19 protein-coding genes are annotated in these 22799 nt (G+C 73.4%); 8 read left to right on the top strand and 11 right to left on the bottom strand.

Features of this window, described 5'->3' with window-relative positions; all coding sequences use genetic code 11:
- Positions 1-12 precede the first annotated feature (12 nt).
- Positions 13-1044 (top strand): tetratricopeptide repeat protein, encoded by a 1032-nt coding sequence (locus I4Q55_RS05090; protein ID WP_206784826.1) that lies wholly within the window; start codon positions 13-15, stop codon positions 1042-1044.
- Here the strand turns inward: I4Q55_RS05090 and I4Q55_RS05085 are convergent.
- Positions 1031-2701 (bottom strand): phospholipid carrier-dependent glycosyltransferase, encoded by a 1671-nt coding sequence (locus tag I4Q55_RS05085; RefSeq protein WP_206784825.1) that lies wholly within the window; start codon positions 2699-2701, stop codon positions 1031-1033. The two genes, I4Q55_RS05090 and I4Q55_RS05085, sit on opposite strands and share 14 nt — an antisense overlap.
- A 185-nt stretch (positions 2702-2886) precedes the next feature.
- On the opposite strand from I4Q55_RS05085, the gene I4Q55_RS05080 reads away from it, so the two are divergent.
- Positions 2887-4272, top strand: a complete 1386-nt coding sequence (locus tag I4Q55_RS05080) for an endo-1,4-beta-xylanase (RefSeq protein WP_206784824.1) — start codon at positions 2887-2889, stop codon at positions 4270-4272.
- 86 nt (positions 4273-4358) lie between these two features.
- On the opposite strand, the gene I4Q55_RS05075 is transcribed toward I4Q55_RS05080, so the two are convergent.
- Genes I4Q55_RS05075 through I4Q55_RS05060 form a run of 4 tightly spaced genes read right to left on the bottom strand, consistent with a single transcriptional unit; the run spans position 4359 to position 9262 of the window.
- Complete coding sequence (locus I4Q55_RS05075; protein WP_206784823.1) at positions 4359-6362, bottom strand: glycosyltransferase; 2004 nt, start codon at positions 6360-6362, stop codon at positions 4359-4361.
- Positions 6356-7045, bottom strand: a complete 690-nt coding sequence (locus I4Q55_RS05070) for a DUF998 domain-containing protein (protein ID WP_206784822.1) — start codon at positions 7043-7045, stop codon at positions 6356-6358. Before I4Q55_RS05070 ends, I4Q55_RS05075 begins: the two co-directional genes overlap by 7 nt.
- A 55-nt stretch (positions 7046-7100) precedes the next feature.
- A complete protein-coding gene (locus I4Q55_RS05065) occupies positions 7101-8576 on the bottom strand; it encodes a HAMP domain-containing sensor histidine kinase (protein WP_307793119.1) in 1476 nt (491 codons plus the stop codon).
- Positions 8573-9262: a response regulator transcription factor gene (locus tag I4Q55_RS05060; RefSeq protein WP_206784821.1), complete on the bottom strand. Its 690-nt coding sequence runs from the start codon at positions 9260-9262 to the stop codon at positions 8573-8575. The genes I4Q55_RS05065 and I4Q55_RS05060 overlap by 4 nt, the downstream gene beginning before the upstream one ends.
- A gap of 265 nt (positions 9263-9527) precedes the next feature.
- Between I4Q55_RS05060 and I4Q55_RS05055 the strand changes: the two genes are divergently transcribed.
- Entirely contained in the window at positions 9528-12224 is a 2697-nt protein-coding gene (locus tag I4Q55_RS05055; RefSeq protein ID WP_206784820.1) for a BTAD domain-containing putative transcriptional regulator, read from the top strand.
- On the opposite strand, the gene I4Q55_RS05050 is transcribed toward I4Q55_RS05055, so the two are convergent.
- Positions 12208-13449 (bottom strand): MFS transporter, encoded by a 1242-nt coding sequence (locus tag I4Q55_RS05050; protein ID WP_206784819.1) that lies wholly within the window; start codon positions 13447-13449, stop codon positions 12208-12210. The genes I4Q55_RS05055 and I4Q55_RS05050 overlap by 17 nt on opposite strands.
- A gap of 61 nt (positions 13450-13510) precedes the next feature.
- Here I4Q55_RS05050 and I4Q55_RS05045 point away from each other — a divergent pair, with 61 nt between their 5' ends.
- The 4 genes from I4Q55_RS05045 to I4Q55_RS05030 all read left to right on the top strand — a co-directional run bounded on the left by I4Q55_RS05045 (position 13511) and on the right by I4Q55_RS05030 (position 17882).
- Positions 13511-14044, top strand: a complete 534-nt coding sequence (locus tag I4Q55_RS05045; protein WP_206784818.1) for a transcriptional regulator — start codon at positions 13511-13513, stop codon at positions 14042-14044.
- 684 nt (positions 14045-14728) lie between these two features.
- Complete coding sequence (locus tag I4Q55_RS05040; RefSeq protein ID WP_206784817.1) at positions 14729-16315, top strand: RICIN domain-containing protein; 1587 nt, start codon at positions 14729-14731, stop codon at positions 16313-16315.
- Between the two features lie 276 nt (positions 16316-16591).
- Positions 16592-16837, top strand: coding sequence for an ATP F0F1 synthase subunit C (locus I4Q55_RS05035; protein WP_206784816.1), 246 nt, complete (start codon positions 16592-16594; stop codon positions 16835-16837).
- 172 nt (positions 16838-17009) lie between these two features.
- Positions 17010-17882 carry a helix-turn-helix domain-containing protein gene (locus I4Q55_RS05030; RefSeq protein ID WP_206784815.1) on the top strand — a complete coding sequence of 291 codons (873 nt, stop codon included), beginning with the start codon at positions 17010-17012 and terminating at the stop codon, positions 17880-17882.
- Here the strand turns inward: I4Q55_RS05030 and I4Q55_RS05025 are convergent.
- Genes I4Q55_RS05025 through I4Q55_RS05005 form a run of 5 tightly spaced genes read right to left on the bottom strand, consistent with a single transcriptional unit; the run spans position 17840 to position 22082 of the window.
- A complete protein-coding gene (locus I4Q55_RS05025) occupies positions 17840-19009 on the bottom strand; it encodes an FAD-dependent oxidoreductase (protein ID WP_307793118.1) in 1170 nt (389 codons plus the stop codon). The genes I4Q55_RS05030 and I4Q55_RS05025 overlap by 43 nt on opposite strands.
- A gap of 1 nt (position 19010) precedes the next feature.
- Entirely contained in the window at positions 19011-19226 is a 216-nt protein-coding gene (locus tag I4Q55_RS05020) for a ferredoxin (RefSeq protein WP_307793117.1), read from the bottom strand.
- Positions 19227-19234: 8 nt separating this feature from the next.
- Positions 19235-20083, bottom strand: a complete 849-nt coding sequence (locus I4Q55_RS05015) for a fumarylacetoacetate hydrolase family protein (protein ID WP_206784813.1) — start codon at positions 20081-20083, stop codon at positions 19235-19237.
- Positions 20080-20988: a catechol 1,2-dioxygenase gene (locus I4Q55_RS05010; protein WP_206784812.1), complete on the bottom strand. Its 909-nt coding sequence runs from the start codon at positions 20986-20988 to the stop codon at positions 20080-20082. Before I4Q55_RS05010 ends, I4Q55_RS05015 begins: the two co-directional genes overlap by 4 nt.
- Positions 20988-22082 carry an aldehyde dehydrogenase family protein gene (locus I4Q55_RS05005; RefSeq protein ID WP_307793116.1) on the bottom strand — a complete coding sequence of 365 codons (1095 nt, stop codon included), beginning with the start codon at positions 22080-22082 and terminating at the stop codon, positions 20988-20990. The genes I4Q55_RS05010 and I4Q55_RS05005 overlap by 1 nt, the downstream gene beginning before the upstream one ends.
- Here I4Q55_RS05005 and I4Q55_RS50500 point away from each other — a divergent pair.
- Positions 22062-22778 (top strand): DUF222 domain-containing protein, encoded by a 717-nt coding sequence (locus I4Q55_RS50500; protein ID WP_374194445.1) that lies wholly within the window; start codon positions 22062-22064, stop codon positions 22776-22778. The genes I4Q55_RS05005 and I4Q55_RS50500 overlap by 21 nt on opposite strands.
- The last annotated feature ends 21 nt before the right edge of the window (positions 22779-22799 follow it).

Raw genomic sequence — 22799 nt, 5'->3', positions numbered from 1 at the left:
TATGCTGGGGCGGTGACGTTCCTCCTCGAACTCGGTGCGACGCGCGTCGAAGCGACCGAGTTCGCCGGCACCGACCTCCCGGCCGTGCGCGCACTGGTGGAGCGGGGCGAAATCGTGCTCCTGCGCGACGAAATCCCCCAGGACGGCACCTTCGACCAGTGGCCGCGGGACGTCGCGGAGTCGATCGGCGAGTGCGCGGTGGTGCCGCTGTCGGCCCTGACCGGGGCGGGCGGCCCGCGGTACCCGCTGGTGGTGGGCCGGCGCGAGAGCATCCGGTTCCTGTGTTCGTACGCCGATCGGGTGCCGGTGCCGTGCGAGGCCCAGCCGGTGGTGACGGACTACCGCGAGTTCCGGCACCTGTGGGTGAGCGACCCCCAGCCACCCGACCCGGACGGCTGGGCGATCGGCACCACGCTCGCCCGGATGCACGCCCGCAACGTCCTGCACGGCGACGCGCACCGCGGGAACTGGCTCTTCGACCGCGACGGCACGGCGCTGGTGCACGATCCACGGCCGGTCTTCCTGCACTGCCGGCCGAGCGCGGAGCAGTGCGCGACGGACATCCGCCCGCTGCTGCCGTCCCTGACGCCGGCCGGGTGGCAGAGCTTCCGCCTCGGCTACCGCCGGTCCTGGCCGGCGGAGGGGCGGGTCATCGACCTGATCCAGCTGAGCGACCTGACCGGCTGGGCCGCCGCCTTCCGCGCCGGTGAGTTCGCCCGGGCCGTCGAACTCACGGCCGGCCAGCTGGAGACCGAGGACACGCCGATCGTGCGGGTCATGCTGCTGGCGAACCGCGCGATGGCGCTGAGCCGCACCGGACGGCACGACGAGGCACTGCGGGACTGTCGCACGGCCTTGGAACTGGCGAAACGACGTTGCCCGCACGTCGGCAACGGGCTGGGGATCACCTTGGCCATCGTGCTGGCGGGCCAGGGGCACCGGAGCGAGGCGGTGAACGTCCTGCGCTCGGTGAGTGGTGAGCCGGAGCGGATGCTGGCGCGGCTGGAGCGGCCGGGCGTGCAGCTGCCGATCATGAACCTGTGACCGGCCGGCGGAGGATCGTGATGGAGTGGCCGACCTCGTCGATCGGGGTGCTGGTGCGGATCAGCGCCGCCAGGCGGTCGTCCGCCTTGGCCAGCGCGGAATCCGAGACGACGAGCAGCCCGTGCACGGACTCCGGCGGCACCGCGAGCGGGTCGGCGGCCTGGATGCCGTAGAACGACGGCACCCCGCTGCCCTTGTAGACCAGCCACGCCCGCTCACCCGGGTACCGCTGCCGCAGGCGGTCGGCCAGCCGGCCCAGGTCCTGGCCCCAGTCGACGTTGGAGTCGTGCAGCTGCCGGTGGGTCCGGGCCGGGCCGCCGAACGCCTCGTTGGAGTACGGCAGGTAGTACGGGAACGTCCGCAGCGAGCTGACCGCCACCAAGGCGACCAGGCCTGCCACGAGGCCGTGCGCCCACCGCCGCCGGACGGTGACCACCCCCGCCGCCGCGACCGCCAGGAACATCGGCACGAAGATCGCGTACCGGACGCCGAGGTCGCGGCTGCCCGTCATGGCCGCGGCCAGCAGCACGGCCGCGGGGACGAGGACGTAGGGGGCCGCCGGGCGCAGCCGGGGCACCACCACCATCGTGACGGCGCCGGCCGCCCAGAGGGCCAGCGCGCCCAGCGGTGTCTTCACCAGGAGCGCGGCCGGCAGGTAGTACCACAGCGCGCCGACGTGCGGCTCGCCGAACAGGAACGTGGTCCACACCTGGTCTTCGAAGCCGAACTGGACGCGCATGCCGCCGAGGTACGGCTCGGGCAGCGGCAGCAGGCCGGCGAGCGCGCGCAGGCCCTCGACCGGCGGCAGGCCCGGTGGCGCAACCCAGCGCAGCCGCGGATCGACGGCCAGGTAGGAAATCCACACGACGGCGACCGCGAGCAGCCCGACGCCGAGGGCGGCCGCGACGCCGGTCCCGAGGCGCCGGACGGTCCGGTGCGGACCGGTGGCCCGCCAGGCGGAAAGCACGGTCAGGAGCAGGACCACCGGAACCGCGGCCAGGGCGCTCATCTTCGTGGCCACGGCCGCGCCCAAAGCGAGCCCCGCCAACGGAAGGTAAAGAACGGGACGTCGCCGGGCGCGCCACAGCAGCCACGCCGACGTCACCAGGAACCCGGCCATCGGCACGTCCAAGGTGGCCAGTGAGCCGTGCGCGATGATGTCGGGAGAAAGCGCATACAGCGCCAGCGCGACGACCCCGCCGGCCGGGCCGGCCAGATCGCGGGCGAACGCGAAGACGACCAGCCCGAACAGCAGCGTCAGCACGATCACCGGCAGCCGGGCGGCGAGCAGCAGCCGGCCCGGGTCCTGGCCCGACTCGTACAGCAGGTGCCGCCCGAGCTGAGTCTGGTCTCCGGTGAACCCGGCGTCGACGTGCGCGCCGGTGAAGGCCAGCCCGGTCGCGATGATCAGCTTGCCCAGCGGCGGGTGCTCGGGGTTGTACCGCAGGCTGTGGTGTTCCAGGGAGAACACCGCCGCGCCGGCGTACACCGGCTCGTCGATGGTCGGGGTCTGCTCGACGGCCGTCGTGATCATCGCGACCGCCATCTCGGCGAGCAGGACGACCACGGCCGACGCGAGCAACCACCGCCGCCACCGGCCGGGCGGACGCACGCCGGCCCGCGGCGGGACGTCCGCCCGGATCGCTTCGGTGATCATCTCCTGAAGACGTCCGGCGGCGGCGATGGTTCCGTGCGGAGAGCCGGCCGGGGCGGCAAGTAACTTTCACGGGTTCCGCCAGGCCGGGTGCCAGTGTTCCGAAAGTCGGCCGAAACTTTTTGCGCGGCGCTCCGGCGGCGTGTTGTTCTGCTGGCACGGGGGGAATTCACCGAAGGAGAACACGGATGGCGGAAAGTTCGTCGGACCTGCGCCGCAGGCGCTGGTGGCGGTCGACGACCACTCGAGTGCTGGCGGGCGTGGCGAGCGTGGCGGCGACCGCAACCGTTCTGGTGACGGCGCCGGCGCCCGGCGCGGACGCCGCGGCCAGTACCCTGGGCGCCGCGGCCGCGCAGACCGGCCGGTACTTCGGCACGGCGATCGCCGGCAGCCGGTTGAGCAACTCCGCCTACACCACGATCGCGGCCCGCGAGTTCAACATGGTGACGGCCGAGAACGAGATGAAGCCGGACGCGACCGAGCCCAACCAGAACCAGTTCAACTTCTCCGCGGGCGACCAGATCTACAACTGGGCGGTCAGCCGCGGCATGAAGGTGCGCGGGCACACCCTCGCCTGGCACGCGCAGCAACCGGGCTGGATGCAGAACATGGGCGGCAGCGCGCTGCGCAGCGCCATGATCAACCACATCCAGAAGGTGATGGCCCACTACCAGGGCAAACTCGCGCACTGGGACGTCGTCAACGAGGCCTTCAACGAAGACGGCAGCCGGCGGCAGTCGAACCTGCAGGGCACCGGCAACGACTGGATCGAGGTCGCGTTCCGGACCGCGCGCGCGGCGGACCCGTCGACCAAGCTCTGCTACAACGACTACAACATCGACAACTGGAACTACGGCAAGACGCAAGGCGTCTACCGCATGGTGCAGGACTTCAAGGCCCGCGGCGTGCCGATCGACTGCGTCGGCCTGCAGGCCCACTTCACCGGCGGCAGTTCCGTGCCGAGCAGCTTCCAGACCACGATCTCCAGCTTCGCGGCGCTCGGCGTCGACGTGGCGCTCACCGAGGTCGACGTCACGAACTCGAACACCTCGCAGTACCAGGCGCTGACGCAGGCGTGCATGAACGTCGCGCGCTGCGTGGGCATCACGGTGTGGGGCGTGCGGGACAGCGATTCCTGGCGGGCCAACGAAAGCCCGCTGCTGTTCGACGGCAACGGCAACAAGAAGGCCGCCTACAACTCGGTGCTGAACGCGCTCAACGCCGGCAGCCCGACCACGACGCCCACGACCACCCCGACGGGGCCGACGACGTCCACCACGCCGACGACACCCACCACGCCGGGCGGCGGCAGTTGCACCGCAACGCTTTCGGCCGGGCAGTCCTGGGGTGACAGGTACAACCTGAACGTCTCGGTCAGCGGCTCGTCCACGTGGACGGTCACGATGAACGTGCCCAGCCCCGCGCGGATCAGCGCGACCTGGAACATCAACGCCAGCTGGCCCAGCAGCCAGGTGCTGATCGCGAAACCGAACGGCAACGGCAACAACTGGGGTGTCACCATCATGCACAACGGGAACCGGAACTGGCCCAGCGTCAGTTGCAGCGCCTCCTGAGTGGCGCGTTCCCGCCCCGCTGGGGCGTGGTGGGTGCGGCGCTGGGGTTCCGCCGCACCCACCACGGGACCGGTGTTGCCGGTGCTTCACCGCCCCAAGGGCACGGGCACCGGGCGCACCGCGACATCGCGGTAGACCCCTTCGAACGTGTCCACTGTGGAATCCAGGTCGTGCGCGGCGATCAGCTCGAGACTGGCCCGGCCCATCGCCGTCCGGGCCGGCTCGTCGGCCAGGACCGCGGTCAGCCGCCGGGCCAGTTCTCCGACGTCGCCGGGCGGGTAGAGCCAGCCGTTGTGCCCGGGCCGCACCAGGTGGGGCAGCGCCATCGCGTCCGCGGCCACGACCGGCTTGCCCGCGGCCATCGCCTCCATCGTCACCAGGCTCTGCAGCTCGGCGGTGCCCGGCATGCAGAACACCGCGCACCGCCGGTAGGCCCGCACCAGCTCGGCGTCCGGGACGAAGCCGTGGAAGGTCACCCGGTCCGCGATCCCCAGCCGCGTGGCGAGCGCTTCCAGCCTGCCGCGTTCGCTGCCGTCGCCGACCAGCTCGACGTGCGTCTCCGGGGGCAGGGAGACCGCCGCTTCGAGGAGCTCGTGGACGTTCTTCTCCGCGTCCAGCCTGCCGACGAACAACACCGACGGCGCTCCGGCGGGTTCGGCGGGCGGGCCGGCGTAGTGCGCGCGGTCGACCCCGCAGGAGATCGCCAGCACCGGCCGGTTCAGGCCGTTCCGCTCGAGCAGCCGGGCCGCCCGGGGCGTCGGGGTCGTGCACACCGTGGCGCGGTCGAAGACGCGGACGAGGTCACGCCACGCCAGCCGGGTGAGGGGGCGGTGGGTCCAGCGGGGCAGCGGCCCGTAGCCCAGCAGGTTCTCCGGCATGAAGTGGTTGGTGGCGACCACCGGGACGCCGGTCGCGACGGCCGCGCGCACCGCCCGGCGGCCGACGAGGAAGTGCGCCTGGGTGTGCACGACGTCGGGGTCGATCGCGGCGAGCAGCGCCGGCACGGCCTGGGCCGTCCGCCACGGCGGGCAGATCCGGAACGTCGGGTGGAAGGGCGTGCGCCGCGACCCGATCCGGTGGACCGTCACGCCGGCCGTCGTCTCGGTGAAGGTTTCGCCGCTGGGTGACGGGCAGAGGACGTGGACGTCGTGTCCGCGCGTGGCCAGCCCGGACGCCAGCCGGTAAGCGAAGTTGGCGGCGCCGTTGACGTCCGGCGGGTAGGTGTCCGCGGTGATCGCGATGCGCAGCGGGCCTTCGCGCCGCTTCGGGCGGGCGGGCGCGGCGGGTGACGGCAGTGCGCGGGTCAGCAGCACGAGCCCGGCCACCGCGACCACCCCGGGCAGGGCCAGGCCGCCGAGCCGGCCCGGAGTCAGCTCGCCGTAGGCGAAGACGCCGATGAGGACCGCGCTGAGCGGGTCGACGATCGTGGTCGCGCCGGCCACGACCGGGGCCGGTCCGCTCGCGTAGGCCTGGTGCAGCAGCCACGCGCCGGCGAGGGTCGCCGCCACGGCCTCGGCCACCACGAAGACGGTGAGGCCGCCGCCGAGCGGGGCGACGGCCGCCGCCCGGATCAGCGCCGAGGTGAACCCGAAGAGCACCGCCGTCGCCAACGCGGACAGCAGGGAGCGGGCCCGGCCGCGGGTGGACCGGGCGGCCGCGGCCAGCCCGGCCGCGCCGAGCAGCGCCCACTGCGCGGTCCCGAGGCCGGGGGCCGGCAGGGCGGCGTCCGTGGCCGTGGCGGCCAGGGCGACGAAAGCGGCCAGGCCGGCGACGCTCATCGCGAGCGCGGTGAGCACGGCCCGCGTCAGTGGCGTCCGCGCGAGCAGGACCGTGAGGACGAGGGTGAGCACGCCGATCGGCTGCACGACGGCGAGCGGGGCCAGGGTGAGCGCGAGGACGTGCAGCAAAGCACCCAGCCCGGCGAGCCCGATCCCGGCGTACCAGCCGGGCGTGCGCAGGACCGCCCGCAGGCCCGGCAGCCGCAGCACCGGACCGGTCACCGCCCGGTGGACGGCGCGGTGCTGTAGGTGGACGGTGCCGGCGAAGCAGCACGCGCCCGCGGCGGCGAGGCCGATGGCCAGTGTCAGCATGGTTTCCTCCCGGAACGCAGGACGGCGAGGGCCGGCTCGCCGAGCAGGACGAGGTAGACGACGAAGACGAGCCGCTCGGCGAGCCCTTGGAACAGCGGGCCGTCGAAGCCGCCGGGCGGCGCGAGGAGCACCGGCAGCTGGCTCAGCAGGAAGACCGCGAGGGCGGCCCACGCCCAGCGCGTGTACCGCCGCAGCCGGCCGGCCAGGCCGCGGTGCCGCGGGTGGTGCGCGGCGCTCCGGGCGAGGAGCCCGGCCGCGGCCGGCAGGCTGACGAACAACACCAGGCCCGCGTAGCGGTGGACCTCGGCGGAGAAGGTCATCGGCGCGCCGGTGGGCGTGGTGGGGAAGAACGCGCACAGCGTCAGCCCGGCACCCCAGCAGCCGGCCAGCGCGACGACGGGCCGGGACACGGCCAGCCCGGCCCGGTCGAGGCCGGCCAGCAGGCAACCGGTCCCGGCGGCGAGGGCCAGCACGCAGACGGCGAATCCCCCGGCGGCGGGGGACAGGGCGTAGTCGCTGATGACCTGCCGGACCGGATCGACCACGGCGGCCTGGGTGACGTGCAGGACGAGGGCGGTCACGACGGACAGGCCGAAGCACGCGATCGCGGCGGTGGCCCACACACCCGCGGTGCCGTGCCGGAGGCCCGCGGGGGCGGGACGGATCGTTTCGACGGTGGACACGATTCGAACTTCGGGTCCGCGGATGAAAGAACCTTAAGAACCGCCGCCGAGCGGATTAAGAAAAGCGGGCGGCCTCCGACGGCAGCCACACCCGCAGCTCCGCGCCGCCGCCCTCGGCCGCCCCGGCCACCACCGTGCCCGCGTGCGTCGCGACGATCTGGGCCACGATCGCCAGCCCGAGACCCGAGCCGGGCATGGACCGGGCCGCGGTGGCCCGGTAGAAGCGCTCGAAGACCTTCGGCCGGTCCTGTTCGTCGATGCCCGGCCCCTCGTCGGCGACCGTCAGCTCGGCGTGTCCGTCCGTTGTGGACAGAGCCACCCGGACCGTGCCGCCCGGCGGGCTCCACTTCGCCGCGTTGTCCAGCAGGTTCAGCACCACCCGGGACAGCCCGCCCGCCTGCCCGGTCAGGGGCGCGGGCGCGGCCGCGACGGTGAAGACGACCTGCGGCCAGCGGGCCCGGGCGCGGATGACGGCGCCGTGCACGACGTCGGCGAGGTCGAGCGGGCCGGACGGCTCGGGGTCGGTGTTCTCCGCGGCCAGTTCGACCAGCTCGGTGGTGAGGGTCGTCAGCTCCTCGGCCTGGACGCCGAGATCCCGCAGCAGCCGGGCGCGGTCGTCCGCGGCGAGGGACCGGCCGGACGCGAGCTGCTGCTCGGCGTAGGTGAGCAGCTCGACGTTGGTGCGCAGGCTGGTCAGCGGGGTCCGCAGTTCGTGCCCGGCGTCCTGGACGAGCTGCTGCTGCGCGGCCTTCGACGCGGCGAGCGCGGTCAGCAGGTGGTTGACGGCGGTGGCGAGCCGCGCGATCTCGTCGCGGCCGGACACCGGGATCGAGCTGTCCAGGTCCTGCGTCTCGGCCACCTTCTCGACGGCCCCGGTGAGCCGGTGCACCGGCCGCAGGCCCGTGCGCGCGACAGCCCAGCCGACCACGCCCGCGAGGGCCGTGCCGACGAGCCCGATCCAGGTGAGCAGCGTCCGGAGGTCGTCGAGCGTCTCCTCGATGCCGAGGACGCGGGTCGCGACCTGGACCGCGCCGCCGGGCCGGGGTGTGGTGCTCACGCGGTAGACCGTCTCGTCCCCCGGACCGGCGTCGGCGAGGTCCTGGCCGCTCCCGCTCGTCGCGACGCGGGCGGCGGGCGAGGACACCGGCCCGAGCCACGCCGCTCCCGCGGTACTGGAGACGGCGTGCCCGCGGTCGTCGAGGAACCGGACGACCGCGGGCGGCGGCAACCCGGCCAGCCGGAGCAGCCGCCGGATCTCCGAGGGCGGGTCGTCGTCGTCGGACCAGGTCCGCGGCAGTTCGTCGGCACTGCGCAGCGCGCGCAGCGCTTCGTCGGGGGTCGCGGCCGACACCGCCGCGGCGGTGTCGGCGCTCAGCCGGCGGTCCAGGTCCTCGTACATCCGGCCGTGCATCAGCCACCAGCCCGCCAGCGACACGACGACGACGGCGAGCGCGACCCCGAGCGTCGAAAGGAGCGCGACCCGCGCGCGCAGGGTGAGCTTGCGCCGTCCCAGGCCGCGCAGCAGCCTCACAGGGGGTCCTCGCGCAGGACGTAGCCGACGCCGCGGACGGTGTGCAGCAGCCGCCCGCCGCCGCCGGCTTCCAGCTTCTTGCGCAGGTAGCCGAGGTAGACGTCGAGGCTGTTGGAGCTGCTGCCGAAGTCGAAGCCCCAGACGTGTTCGAACAGCACCGACCGGGTGAGCACCTGCCGCGGGTGGCGCAGGAACAGCTCGAGGATCGCGAACTCGGTCCGCGTCAGCCGGACCGGACGGCCCGCGCGCACGACCTCCCGGGTGGCCGGGTTGAGCGCGAGGTCGGCGAAGCGGAGGTCGGCGGGGGATTCGGGGACGGCTTCGTACCGCGCGCGCCGCAGCAGGGCACGGACCCGCGCGAGCAGCTCCTGGAGGGAGAACGGCTTGGCGAGGTAGTCGTCGGCCCCGGCGTCCAGCCCGGCGACCCGCGCGGTGACGTCGCCGCGCGCGGTGAGCATCAGCACCGGCACGAGGTTTCCGGCGGCCCGCAGCCGCCGGCAGGTTTCCAGCCCGTCGAGCACCGGCATGGTCACGTCGAGGATGACGCCGTCGGGCTCGCGGTCCCGGATGACGTCCAGGGCCGCCTGGCCGTCCTTGGCGATCTCGACGGCGTAGCCCTCGAACCGCAGCGTGCGCGACAAGGAGTCGCACACGGCGTCCTCGTCGTCGGCGATCACGATCAGCACCCTGCCGATTGTCCGAGGCAGCGGAGCCGGCGGCCAGGCGCGGTGCTAAGAAACGGTTAAGAACCGGGCCGGGCGGTCCCGGTGGCGGGCGCGACCCCCAACGCCGCGCCCGCCACCGGGTCGCCCCGGCATTCCCCCTCGGCCACCGTGCCCCTAGGGTTTCCGACGCCGTCCTCGTTTCGTCCTCGCGCCGGCATCCGCCGCTCCACCTGCGCGTTTCGAAGGCCGGGCGCGGGGCTGGGCCGTGACGAGGTGGGGGGATGCGATGAGGTTCCGGATTCTCGGGACGCTGGAAGTGCGGGCGGACGGGGCTCGGGTCGGCCTGGCGAGCCCGCGGCAGCAGCGCGCGCTCGCCGTCCTCCTCCTCAATCCCAACACGGTCGTCCCGGTGGAGCGCATGATCGACGCCCTCTGGGACGACGAGCCGCCGGCGACGGCCGTGAAGCAGGTGCGCAACTGCGTCTCCGCCCTGCGGAGCCGGCTCGGCGAGGCCGGCGGGGCGATCGTCACCGACGGCCCCGGGTACCGCCTGCGCGCCGACGCCGACGAGCTCGACTCCCTCCGCTTCCGCCGGCACGTCGCGGCCGCGCGGGGACTCGCCGCGCAGGCCAAGCTCGCCGACGCCGTCGAAGAGATCCGTGCCGGGCTCGCCCTGTGGCGGGGTCCCGCGCTCGACGGGCTGCGGACGACCACGCTGGCCGGCCGGGCCGCGCTGCTCGACGAGCAGCGCGGCGACGCCGTGGAGCTCGGTGCCGGCTGGCGGCTGCGGCTCGGCGAAACGGGCGAGGTCGTCCGCGAGCTGACCGAGTTCTGCGGCGAGCACCCGACGCGCGAGCTGTCCCACCTGCTCCTGATGCGCGCCCTCGCCAAGGAGGGCCGCTACGCCGAGGCTTCGACGGTGTTCCACGGCCTGCGCCGCCGGCTGGCCGGCGAACTCGGCGTCGACCCGAACCCGGAGCTCCGGCGGCTCCACGACCGCATTCTCGCCGAGGCCGCGCCCGAACCCGCTGACCCCGAGCCGGAAGCCGAGCCGCCCCACCGGCTCGATCGCGCGGTGACCGAGCTGGCCGAAGCCGTCACGTGGCAGTGGCGTGCCGAGGCCGAGCTGCGTTCGCTGCACCGCCCCCAGCCGATCATGCTGCGTTGGTCGGTGGCCGCGCGCCCGGGAAAGCGCGTGCTGCGGGGCGATCTCCACGACATCGCCGGGACGTTCGCCGCGTTGCCCGTGCGGCAGCTGGTCGTGCTCGGCGACCCCGGCTCCGGCAAGTCGGTGCTCGCCCTGATGCTGACGCTGGAGCTGCTGCGCACCCGCACGCCGGACGCGCCGGTACCGGTGCTGCTCTCGCTGGCTTCGTGGGATCCGCGGCGGGAACACCTCGACAGCTGGCTGGCGGGCCGGCTCGCCGAGAACCACCCGGCCCTGCTCAACGCGCGCGAGTACGGGGCCGGCGCGCCGACCCGGCTCGTCCTCGGCGGCCACGTCGTCCCGGTCCTCGACGGCCTCGACGAGATGCCCGCCGACCTGCGCGTCGTCGCGCTCGACGCACTGGACCAGACGATGGCGGTGGGGCGCTCGCTGGTGCTGACCTGCCGTTCCGCCGAGTACGAGCAGGTGACGCGCGAATCCGGCGCGGTGCTGAGCGCCGCCACCGTGGTCCGGCTCGAACCCGTCGCCCGGGAGGAGGCGATCACCTACCTGTCCGCGCGGCAGGGCGAAGACCGCTGGCTGCCCGTCGCCGAGCGGCTGCGCCGCGATCCGGACGCGGCACTGGCCCGGGTGCTGCGGACGCCGTTGATGGTCGACCTCGCGCGGATCGGCTACGGCCGGCCGCACGCCGATCCCGCGGAACTGCTCGCCGCCGCGGACGCGGACGCCCTCGAAGGGCAGTTGCTCGATTCCTTCGTCCCCAACGCCTACGCGCGGGTGCCGCAGCCGCCGGGGCGGAACCCGAAGACCAGCCCGACCGGGCGGTACACCGCGGAGCAGGCGACGCGCTGGCTGGGGTTCCTGGCCCGGCATCTCGAGCGGGCGCGCAGCCGGGACCTCGCCTGGTGGCAGCTGTACCGCGCGGTGCCCGCCGGCACCCGCGCGAGCTTGATCGGCGTGCTGATCGCGGTGTTCTTCGTCGTCACCGGCTGGGTCGCCGACGGACCGGAGCTGGCGGCGGTCTACGGCCTGTCGTTCGGGGGCGCCGGCTACCTGACCCACCGCTTCGGGCGGCCGCCCGAGCCGCTGCGCACCGAGCTGCGGTTCGCCGGCGCGGCCCGGAAGTTCGCCGGTCGCTTCGCGATCGGCGCGGCGGTGGGCGTCCTGCTCGGCCTGGGCTGGTCGCTGGCGGCCGGCCTGGTCGGCTTCCTCGCGCTGGTGTTCGGCCTGGTGTTCGCGGTGCACGTGTGGCTGGCGAAACCGGTCGACGCCAGCCGCGTGTCGAGCCCCCGGACGATCCTGCGCAACGAGCGGACCGGCGCGATCGCGTTGTCCGTCTCCTTCATGGTGTCGCTGGGGCTGTTCGACGGGATGGCGTTCGCGTTCACGGCCCAGACGCGGTTCCTGCCGGTGCTGGGCGGTCACTACGACCTGGCGCTGGCCGTCGCCGGCGGGGTGGCGGGCGTGGCGTTCGGGTTCTTCATGGCCCGCGGCGTCGCGGCGGCGTGCTACGGCGTCGCGGGCGCGCTCGCGGGCGGCCAGGTGTTCCCGGCGGCGACGAACGCGGTGCTGCCGATCGTGGCGGGGGTGTGCTTCGGGGCCGGGATCGGCCTGGCGGTCCTGGTGACGCGGGCCTGGGGCAACTACTTCGTCCACCACCTGTGGCTCGCGGCCACGGGCCGCCTGCCGTGGCGCCTGATGCACTTCCTCGACGACGCCCACCGCCGCGGGGTCCTGCGGCAGGCCGGGGGTGTCTACCAGTTCCGCCACGCCCGGGTGCAGGAGCGGCTGGCCGCCGTCACGGGCGAGGACTAGCGGGCACGGCGGCGCGTTCGGCCTCGGCGACCGCGCTCGCGCGCACCTTCGTCGCGCCGAAGGCGGTGGCCGCGGCCAGCAGGCCCATCACGGCGAACACCGCCGGCAGGCCGAAAAGCTCGGCCAGCAGACCACCCGCGAGGGCGCCGAGGGGCTTCGTGCCGTACGCGACCAGGCGGTGGGAACTGTTGGTGCGCCCCAGCAGCCGGTCCGGGGTGACGCGCTGGCGCAGGGAGACGGTCGTGACGTTGGCGACGACCAGCCCGGCGCCGCCGGCGAAGAAGGCGGCGCCGATGATCACCGGGTTCGTCGTCACCGCCGGCACGCCCAGCGAGGCGGCGCCGACGAAGAACGCGATGCCGATGGCGCGGGCCGTGCCCAGCAGGCGTTCGGCAGGCTCGGCGAAGAACGAGCCGGCCAGGCACCCGGCGGCGACCAGGCTGAGCAGCCAGCCGTAGCCCGCCTCCGACAGGCCCATCGCCGAAGCGGGGCCCACCGCGTACAGCACCAGCACGGCCTGAGTCGCGCTGCTGGCGAAGTTGAAGACGCCGGTCATCACGGTGAACGTGCGCAGGATGCTCGTCCGCCACACGAACCGCAGGCCTTCGGCGATCTCGGCGCGCAGCGCGGGCCGCCGGGCGGGGGCCCGCACGGTGAAGGACCCGCGGACGAGCAGGAGGACGGCGACCGCGGCCGCCCAGAGGGCGATCGGTGTTCCCAGCGACAGCGTCGCCGCGGCGGCGACGAGCAGGCCGGCCGCCGGGGGACCGGCGAGTTCGAGCGCCGTCGTCTCCGCCGCGTACAGCCGGCCGTTCGCCCGCGGCAGCTGGTCGCGCCCGACCAGCTGGGGCACGATCGCCTGGGACGCTGTGTCATAGAAGGTTTCCGCCACGCCGGTGCCGAGCGCGGCGACGTAGAGGAGCCAGACGGAGCCGGCGTCGAGCAGGACGGCCACGAGGAGCCCGGCGAGCAGGGTGGCGCGGGCGACGTTCGCGAGCAGCATCACCGAGCGCCGGTCCGCGCGGTCGGCGATCGCGCCGGCCGGCAGGGCGAAGAGCAGCCACGGCAGGGTGAACGCGAGGGTCAGTCCCGCGATCAGCGCCGGCGACCGCGTGTAGCCGATCGCCAGCAGCGGCAGCGCGAACTTGAGGATCCCGTCGGCGAGGTTGGACAAGGCGGCCGACGTCCACAGCCGCCAGTACCCGCCCCCGAGCGATGTCCGCATTGATGGAGAGTTTCACATCGATGGAGAAAAGTCCATCAGTCCGGTGTACTAACCTGCGGCCATGGCTGATCACGCTTCGTCCCCGGTTTCGCGACGCGAGGCCACGGTCAGCGAGGCCAAGGCCCTGGCTCATCCACTGCGGCTGCGCATCCTGCGGCTCTGCTGGCAGGGCGAGCTGACCAACAAGCAGCTCGCCGACCGGCTCGGCCGCGACCCCGGAACGGTGCTGTACCACGTCCGCCAGCTGATCGACGCGGGCCTGCTCGAACCGGCGCCCGTCCGCACCGGCGAAAGCGGCGCCCTGGAGAAGCCGTACCGCGCGAAGGCCCGCTCGTGGTGGCTGGACGACCCGCCGAACACCGAAGCCGACGCGGCACTGGCGCCCATCGAAGCGGTCCAGGACGAACTGCGCGCGGCGGGCCCCGGCTCAGTCCGCATCTTCCTCCGGTTCGCCGCGCACCTGTCCGCCGAGGACGCCGCCGAACTGGAGCGCGGAATCCTCGAGCTGGTCGACCGGTACGTGTCGACCGACGCCGAGCGTTCCGGCGAGCCGGCGTACGGCGGGATGATCGTGCTGCACCGCCTGGCCGAGTAGCGCGGCGGGGCCGTCCATCCCGGGTGCGTCTGCGTCGCCCTTGCCGCGAACACCACAAGCTCCGGGAATACCCGGCCGTTCCGGGTGACCCGGCTGCGGTCTTCGAAGGCCCTGCCCGCCGCGGTGGGGGCCCGCTGACCAGTGAGGTGGGCACCCGGCCCGCGCCCGCCGTGGCGGTGCTCGTCGCTGATCGGCACGTTGCTCGCGTTGATGCGCATTTCCGGTCGTGATCGGCGACCTGGCGCGGGCGCTCGACCACCCCGGCACGCCCGCACCAGGGCCTTTGTCGACCGAGTCCCGTGGCGACAGTCCATTGAGGAGTCATGAGACCGAAAGCGCTCGCCGCGTGCGGCGGCCCCGGAGGCCGCCACGCCAGTGGACCGGCCCAGCGGCAGGCCTCGGACACGGTGATCGGGAACGGTCGGTACGCGGAGGCCGCAAGCGCCGGAACCTGCCGAAGGCCTTCGAGGAGCCGCCCGCCTGCGGCGGGCCGCCGAATGGAGGTGGCCCCGCCGGTGGATCTTGGCTAGCGTGAGCCTCGCCAGACTGCACGCGAGGGGGACGCAGGAGTGCTGGGAGTTCGACCTGCCGTGGGGCGCGCCGCCCCGGACGGCCGGGCGCGGGCGCCGCCGCCGCGCCGTGTCACCGTCGTCCTCATTTCCCAGCACCAACAGGGGGAACCCCATGCGAAGATCCCGTATTCCGTTCGTCGCCGCCGTCGTCTGCGCCGGGGCGGTCCTCGTCCCCGCGTCCGCCGACGCCCTCGCCGGCGGGCAGCCGGTCACCGACGGGGCCGACCGGTTCGCCGTCAAGATCACGACGGGCGCCACGGCCTGCTCCGGCGCCCTGATCGCGCCACAGTGGATCGTCACGGCGGCGGCCTGCCTCCCCGGCGCCACCGCGCAGCCGGCCGCGCCCGCGAAACCGGTCACCGTGTACGCCGGGCAGGCCGACCTGCGCTCGGCGAGCGGGCAGGTCCTCCGGGTGTCCACTGTGGTCGCCCGCGCCGACCGGGACGTGGCGCTGGCGAAGCTGACCCACCCGGTCCTGGACGTCACCCCGCTGCGGGTCGGCAGCCGCGAACCGGCCGCGGAGACCGTGCGGATCACCGGCTACGGCCGCACGGCGACCGAGTGGGTGCCGAACCGGCTGACGACCGCGTCGTTCTCCCTCGGCACCGCCACGCCGACGACGGTCGCGGTGTCGAGCCCGACCGGTCAGGACCCGTGCCTCGGTGACGCGGGCGGGCCGCTGCTGCGCACGGACGCCACCGGCGGGCTCGAGCTCGCCGGCGTCCTGAGCCGGTCGTGGCAGCACGGCTGCCTTGCGGTGACGGAAACGCGCCAGGGCGCGGTCGCCGCCCGCACCGACGACCTCGCGGGCTGGATCGCCGGCCAGGTCACGCCGCGGTCCGTCCGGTTCGTCAACCACTACTCGAAGCGCTGCCTGGCCGTGCAGGGCGCGAACACCGGCAACGACGCGCCGGCGTTCCAGTTCGACTGCCCGGCCGCCTACGCCGACCAGGCGTGGGACGTCGAACCGCAGGCGACCGGCGGCGCGTTGCTGCGCAACCAGGCCACGAAGAAGTGCCTGATCGTCCACGCGGCCGGCAGCGGCAACGGGACGCCGCTGCTGCAGTACGACTGCCTGCCGCAGTTCACCGACCAGCTGTGGGACATCGTGGGTGTCGACGGCGGTGTCCAGCTGAAGAACCGCGCGACCGGCGCCTGCGCGGTCGTGTTCGGCGCGAACAACACCAACGGGGCCGGCGCCGCCCAGTACGAGTGCCTCCCGCAGTTCTCGGACCAGGTCTGGGAAATCACCCCGGTGCCCGACCCGGTCCAGGTGGTCAACCGCGCCTCGGGCCGCTGCCTGATCGTGCACGGGGGGACCAACGTCGACGACGCGCCGGCGTTCCAGTACGAGTGCCTGCCCCAGTTCTCCGACCAGGCGTGGGAGATCGACCCGCAGGCCGGCGGGGGCGTGCTGGTGCGCAACCACTACACGAAGAGGTGCCTGATCGTCCACGCGGCCAACAACGTCGACGGGGCGCCGCTGCTGCAGTACGAGTGCCTGCCGCAGTTCACCGACCAGCTGTGGGACATCGTCGCGGCCGACGGGCACGTCCAGCTGAAGAACCGGGCCACCGGCCGGTGCGCGGGGGTGCCGCCGTCGGGCACCGGCAACGACGTCGCCGCCGCGCAGTACGACTGCGGCCCGCGGTCCGGGGACCGGGTGTGGGATCTCCTCCCGTTCCCGGCGACGCGGTAACCGTTTCCGGGTAGGGGTTCGCCCTCGGTGTGGTCCGCCACGCCGAGGGCGAACCCGTTTCCCGGCGGCGGCAGTTTCCTGTTTTCCGTGATATCCTGGTCGCGATCGGACCACTCGATTACCGAGATATCCCGCCCGGCCGGCGAGATCTGCCTGATTCGACGACAGTCTCCGGTTTCCGACGGCATCGCCCAGCTCTGATCCCTGTCCGGTGTGACGCACGAGCCCGCTGTTCCACGCGAGCGTGCGCGTGGACCGATGTGAAGGGGAATCTCCATGAGTGACGCAGTTCTGGCACAGGCAGTCAACATCAACCCCGGCCTCGCCGCCATCGGCTACGGCTTGGGAGCCATCGGCCCGGGAATCGGCGTCGGCCTGATTTTCGCGGCCGTCATCAATGGTGCCGCACGTCAACCGGAAGCGCGGGGGAAACTGCAGACGTTGGGGTATTCGACCTTCGTGCTGAGCGAGGTGCTCGCGTTGATCGGGGTAGTGGTGTATTTCATCGCGTCCAATCGCTGAACCGGCCACTGAACCGGCCGCCCGCGTTCGGCTCGGTGAGAAGGGCCGAGCGCGGGCGGTGGCCCATCGCCGGCCACGCGGCCGCGCCCGAGCTCGGCCGGCCATCCGGCCGAGCCGGGAAAACCGCCGAAACCGGGTAGGATCGTTCCGGTCCGAACGATGGAGGTGCACCGTGCCCTCGCGTCACCTGCTTTCCGGCTACCTCGGCACCGAACCGGCCCGGGATGCCGTCGTCGTGCACGCCGCTCGGGCGCCGCGGGTCGTGCGGAAAGCTCGGCTGGGGCCGCTCGGGCTGTGCGTCCTCGAAGGCGGCCGGCTCGATGCCACGCCGCTCGGCTCGCCGGCGCCCGGCGGGCTCGTTGTCGGCTACCTCGTCGACGGGGAGATCGCCGTCGAACAACCGGGCCACACCACGCGGCTGCGGCCCGGCGAGTTCGTCGTCTACGAGACCGCCTCGCCCTTCCGGGTCCGCGCCGACCGGCCGCACCGGTACATGGTCCTCGGCCTGCCGCTGCCGGCGACCCGGACCGTCGCCACGCGGTGCGCCGGGGAGCGCCCGTCCGCCCCGCTGCTCACAGCGCTCCTGCACGGCCTCGCCGACCAGACCGACCCCGTGCCGCCCGCGTCCGCCGCGCTGATCGGCGAGGCTACCGCCGCCTGCCTGCACGCTGTCCTGCTCGAAGGGGCGCCGGCGACCGGCGCGCTCTTCGACCGGCTCACCCGCTGGATCGACGCACACCTCGCGGACGCCGACCTGACCGCGGAAATGGTGGCCCGCCACAACTTCCTCTCCGCCCGGTACGTCCGCCGGATCTTCGCGGCCGAGGGGACGACCGTCTCCGGCCACGTCCGCGACCGCCGCCTCGACCGGATCCGCCACGACCTGCTGGACCCGGCCCAGGCCGGCCGGTGCGTGTCGGCGATCGCCGCGAACTGGGGACTGCGGGAGCCGAGTGGGTTCGGCCGGGTGTTCTCCCGGCGGTTCGGGGACAGTCCCGAGCGCTACCGCAGGGCGAGGCTGCCGTCGGCGACCAGCGAACGGTAGTGCGGGTACCGGCCGCCGAGACCCAGGAGCACGACCCCGGTCAGCCGCCCGTCGCGGTGGTAGCCGACGGCCACCTCGCCGTCCACGTCGCCTTCCAGGACGCGGACCTCGTCGCCCAAGCCCACCGCGCCGTAGGACTGGAGGCGGTAGTCGTACTGGTCGCTCCAGAACGACGGCACCGGGGTGAACGGCGTCTCGTCCGCACCGGCGCCGGTGAGGTGGCGGCCGAGGGTCGCCCCGGCTCGCTTGCCCGTGTCGGTCGCCATCGTCCAGTGTTCGACGCGGCGGGGGACCGCGTCGAACAGCGGGTTCGGGAAGCGGGCCAGGTCGCCGCACGCCACCACGTCGGGACGGCCGCCCGCGCGCAGGGCGTTGTCGCACAAGACCCCGTCGGTGAGGTCGAGGCCGGTGCCCGCCAGCCAGTCCGTCGCCGGCACGCACCCGACCGCCTCGACCACCAGGTCCGCCGGCAGCTCGGTGCCGTCGGCCAGCACCACCGACGAGTCCCGGTACGCCACCGGCACGGTGCCGAGGTGGAACCGGACGCCGTGGGCCTCGTGCCGTCGCCGCAGCGCGGCCCCCAAGAGCAGCCCCAGCGGGCGCTCGACCGGGACGCGCTCCGGGGCGACGACGTCGACCGAAGCCCCGAGCGCCCGGGCGGCCGCGGCCACCTCGCACCCGATGAACCCGGCGCCGACGACGACCAGCCGGGCTCCCGGCCGGAGGCCCGCGCGCACCCGGGCGGCGTCCTCGATGGTCCGGATGACGCAGCGGTCCGGCCCGGGCAGCGGGAGCCGCCGCGGCCGCAGGCCGCTGGCGATCACCAGCCCGGACCAGTCGAGCACCTCCCCGCCGGCCGACGTCACCGTCCGCGCGGCGAGATCCGCCGCCGTCACCGCCTCGCCGAGCCGCCAGGTGACGTCGCGGGCGTGCCGGGGGATCCGGAACGCGAGATCGGCCGGCTCCGCGCCGAGCGCGGTCTTGGACAGCGGCGGCCGGTTGTACGGCATGTGCGGCTCGTCGCCGATGACGACGACTTCACCCGCATACCCGGCTTTCCGCACGGCTTCGGCCGCGCGCAGCCCGGCCATCGACGCGCCGACGACGACCACCCGGTCCGTGGCCACGTCAGTCCTCGACCGTGATCGCCTGGAGCGGGCAGACGTCCGCGGCCTCTTCGACGTCGTCACGCCGGTCTTCGTCCAGTGGCGGCGAAACGTAGGTCGCGGACGCGTCCGCGCGGAAGGACAGCTTGCCCTGTCCGTCCAAAGTGAACACCGACGGCGCGGAGAACACGCACTGCCCGTGGTCCTGGCACTTGTTCAGATCGACGACGATGTGCACCTTCACTCCTACGATCGGCGGGGCGGCCGGACGCCGCGGAACTCCCAGTCGCCGCCCAGCGCGGTCGAGAGCACTTCCTCGCTCTCCGTCGGCTGCGCGCCGACGTCCGTGCGGATCGGCACCGGGCCGGAGACGATGTCGTTGGTCAGGGTCCCGAGCCCGTCGACCTCCACGGAAACGACGTCGCCGGGCCGAACCGGGCGCGAGCCCGCCGGGGTGCCCGACAGCAGGACGTCGCCGGGGAAGAGCGTGATCGTGCGGGCGATGTCCGCGACGAGGTAGTGCATGTCCCACTCCATCTCGTCGGTGCTGCCCTCCTGCCGCACCTCGCCGTTGACCAGGGTGCGGATCGCCTTGCCGCGGAAGTCCCAGTCCTCGACCAGGCCCGGGCCGAGCGGGCACAGCGTGTCGGACCCCTTGACGCGCAACATCGAGCCGGCGTCGGTGTCGCGGAAGTCGTGCAGCCCGAAGTCGTTCGCGATCGTGTAGCCGGCGATGTGGTCCGCGGCTTGCTGCGGCGAGACGTTGCGGGTGACGCGGCCGATCACGATGGCGATCTCGCCCTCGTAGTTGAGCCACTTGCAGCCTTCGGGCCGCACGACCGCGCCGTGGTGCGCGTTGAGCGAGGACGTCGGCTTGTGGAAGTACGTCGGCGCCGCCGGGAGCTTCGTGCCGAACTCGGTCACCCGGCTGCGGTGGTTGAGGTGCACGGCGATGATCTTCGACGGCACGACCGGCGGCAGGTGGACCGCGTCGTCGGCGAGGACCTCCCGGCCGTCCGCGGCACGCAGGAGGTCGCCGTCGCGGACGACGTCGACGATCGCGCCGTCGAGCAGGATGCGGCGGTGTTCGGTCACAGCGACACCTCAGTGCGTCGGGGGCGGGGGAAGCCGTCGGCGGGCCGGTCGAACCACAGGTGGACCTGGCCGGTGCCGACGGAGTTCTCGTATTCGCCGTACTGGCGGGCCTTCGCGGTGCAGTCGCCTTCGCCGAGCGCGCCGATCATCATCAGGTAGTGCCCGAACCGGGCCTCGGGCTTGAACCGCAGGAACTCGGGCATCGTCGCGAGGACGCGCTCATGGTCGCCGCCGGCGAACCACTCGAGCCGTTCGGCGTCGGCGGCCGCGGCCTCCGGGCTGAAAATGTGCTCGACGCCCGCGGCTTCGTGGTCCCGCAGCTGCCGCAGCGGCCAGAACGTGTGGCTCATCGCGCCGGAGGCGATCAGCAGCACCTTGCGGTCGAGTCCGGCGATCGCGTCGCCGAGGGCCCGGCCGAGCCGCAGGCTGTCCTCGGTGTCGGCGGTCTGGCACATGCCGATCGACACCCAGCGCTTGTCCGGCAGGCCCTGGCCCAGGTATTCCCAGAGGTTGGTGGTGGCGTAGAAGATCGGCAGGTGGTGGTCGTCGATCGCGGTGATCCACGTCCCGTGCGCGCCGGCCTGGGCGGCGACGGCGTGGGCCAGCTCCGGATCGCCGGGGAAGTCGTACGGCCGCCGGCACATGCCCCGCGGCAGTTCCTCCGACGTGAACAGGCCCGAACGGCGGTCGTGCGCGGTCACCACGAATTCGACGGTCGTCGCCCAGTGCGAGTCGAGCACGACGACGGTGTCGTAGTCGAGCGTCTCGAAGACCTCGGCGCGCAGCTGCCGCAGCCCGGCGACGAGGGTGGTGTCCTCGCCGTGGTTGAGCGCCCGCCGGTCGGCTTCGGGCAGGGCGATGGTGGGGACGTGGGCCAAGAGCCCGGCGCCGACGATTTCACCCATCACGACCTCCAGCCAACCGGTGCGAACACGGAGTTCTTGACCTCGCAGTAGAAGTCGAACGACCAGGTCCCGCCCTCCCGGCCGATCCCGGACTGCCGGGCGCCGCCGAAGGGGGCACGCAGGTCGCGGACGAAGAAGCAGTTCGCCCACACGGTCCCGGCGACGAGCCGGGCGGCGACGCGCCCGGCCCGCTCGGGGTCGCCGGTGAAGAGCATCGCGGCCAGCCCGAACGCCGAGTCGTTGGCGGCCGCCACGACCTCGTCCTCGTCGCGGAAGGTGTGCAGCACCAGGACCGGTCCGAAGACCTCTTCGGTGGCGATTTCGCTGTGCGGGTCGACGTCGGTGAAGAGCGTGGGCCGGTAGTAGAGCCCGCCGAGGTCGGTGTTCGGCCCGCCGCCCAGCAGCACCTTCGCCCCGGCCTGCTTGGCACGCTGGACGAAACCGTCCACCCGGGACACATGGTCGGGGTGGATGGACGGCCCGATGTCGGTCGCCTCGTCGCGTGGATCGCCTTGCTTCAGCTGTCCGGCGCGGTCCAGGAAGCGCCGGACGAACTCGTCGCGGACGGACTCTTCGACGTACAGCCGGGTCCCGGACAGGCAGACCTGCCCGGCGTTGTCGTACTGCTCGACGGCGTTGGCGACGGCGAGGTCCAGGTCGGCGTCGGCGAACACGAGGAACGGCGACTTCCCGCCCAGCTCCAGGGAAAGCGGCGTCAGGTTGGCCGCCGCCGCGCGGGCGATCACCTTGGCGGTGGGCACCGAACCGGTGAAGGAGATGCGCCGGACGCCCGCGTGGGCGACGAGCGCGGCGCCCGCCTCCTCGCCGATGCCCTGGACGACGTTGAGGACGCCGTCGGGCAGCCCGGCCTCGGCGGCGATGTCGGCGAGCAGCGACGCGGTGAGCGGCGACCACTCGGACGGCTTGAGCACGACGGTGTTCCCCGCGGCCAGTGCCGGCGCGACCTTCCAGGTGGCCAGCATGAGCGGGGCGTTCCACGGCGAGATGAGCACGCAGACGCCGGCCGGGTCCCAGCTGACGTGGTTGCGGTGGCCGCGGGTCTCGAAGTCCGGGTGGCCGAGTTCCTGCGCCACAAAAGAACCGGGGTCTGGGAACTGAGTGGCCGGTTCGACGACGAGACCGGCACCCGCGCCCACGCCCTGCTGGATGCTCTGGCCGAGCGGCGCACCGGCGACGAGGGTCCCGACTTCCGCACCACCCCGCAGCGCTACGGGGATGCCTTCTCCGATGCCGTCGACCTGGCTCTGAATTCTCCGGAGTTGCCGATGCAGGCCGGGGAACGCGCCCACGTCATGGTCGCCGTGTCATTGGAGGACCTGAAGTCCGGCGTCGGCAAGGCCACCCTCGGCGACACCGGGACGATGACCGCGGCCGAAGCGCGGGTGCATGCCTGCGACGCCATGATCATCCCGGCGGTGCTGGGCGACAAGAGCGAACCGCTCAACCTCGGCCGCCTCCGCCGCCTCATCTCCGCCGGACTGCGCCGAGCATTGTTCCTCCGGGACCGGGGTTGTGCCTTCCCGGGCTGTCATCGTCCACCCCGGCACTGTCAAGGCCACCACATCCGCCACTGGGCAGACGGCGGCCCCACCGACCTCACCAACCTGGTCCTGATGTGCGCCCACCACCACCGGCTCCTGCACCGCTCCGGCTGGGAAGTCCGCATCGCCCCCGACGGGCTCCCCGAATTCCTCCCACCGGCGTTCATCGACCGACGCCGCAAACCAAGGCGCAACAACCTCCACGAACCACTCCCATTCACAGCCTGACCACGGGACAGGCCCGCAGCC

The sequence above is a fragment of the Amycolatopsis sp. MtRt-6 genome (assembly GCF_017308975.1).
Taxonomy (GTDB): domain Bacteria; phylum Actinomycetota; class Actinomycetes; order Mycobacteriales; family Pseudonocardiaceae; genus Amycolatopsis.
The sequence above is the reverse complement of the archived record's forward strand: the minus strand, read 5'-3'. Positions and strand labels throughout refer to the sequence as shown.

Bases quoted from the DNA above. Each gene is read 5' to 3' on its own strand.
- I4Q55_RS05085 (WP_206784825.1), bottom strand. From the start codon at position 2,701: ATGATCACCGAAGCGATCCGGGCGGACGTCCCGCCGCGGGCCGGCGTG.
- I4Q55_RS05080 (WP_206784824.1), top strand. From the start codon at position 2,887: ATGGCGGAAAGTTCGTCGGACCTGCGCCGCAGGCGCTGGTGGCGGTCG.
- I4Q55_RS05075 (WP_206784823.1), bottom strand. From the start codon at position 6,362: ATGCTGACACTGGCCATCGGCCTCGCCGCCGCGGGCGCGTGCTGCTTC.
- I4Q55_RS05055 (WP_206784820.1), top strand. From the start codon at position 9,528: ATGAGGTTCCGGATTCTCGGGACGCTGGAAGTGCGGGCGGACGGGGCT.
- I4Q55_RS05050 (WP_206784819.1), bottom strand. From the start codon at position 13,449: ATGCGGACATCGCTCGGGGGCGGGTACTGGCGGCTGTGGACGTCGGCC.
- I4Q55_RS05045 (WP_206784818.1), top strand. From the start codon at position 13,511: ATGGCTGATCACGCTTCGTCCCCGGTTTCGCGACGCGAGGCCACGGTC.
- I4Q55_RS05040 (WP_206784817.1), top strand. From the start codon at position 14,729: ATGCGAAGATCCCGTATTCCGTTCGTCGCCGCCGTCGTCTGCGCCGGG.
- I4Q55_RS05035 (WP_206784816.1), top strand. From the start codon at position 16,592: ATGAGTGACGCAGTTCTGGCACAGGCAGTCAACATCAACCCCGGCCTC.
- I4Q55_RS05010 (WP_206784812.1), bottom strand. From the start codon at position 20,988: ATGGGTGAAATCGTCGGCGCCGGGCTCTTGGCCCACGTCCCCACCATC.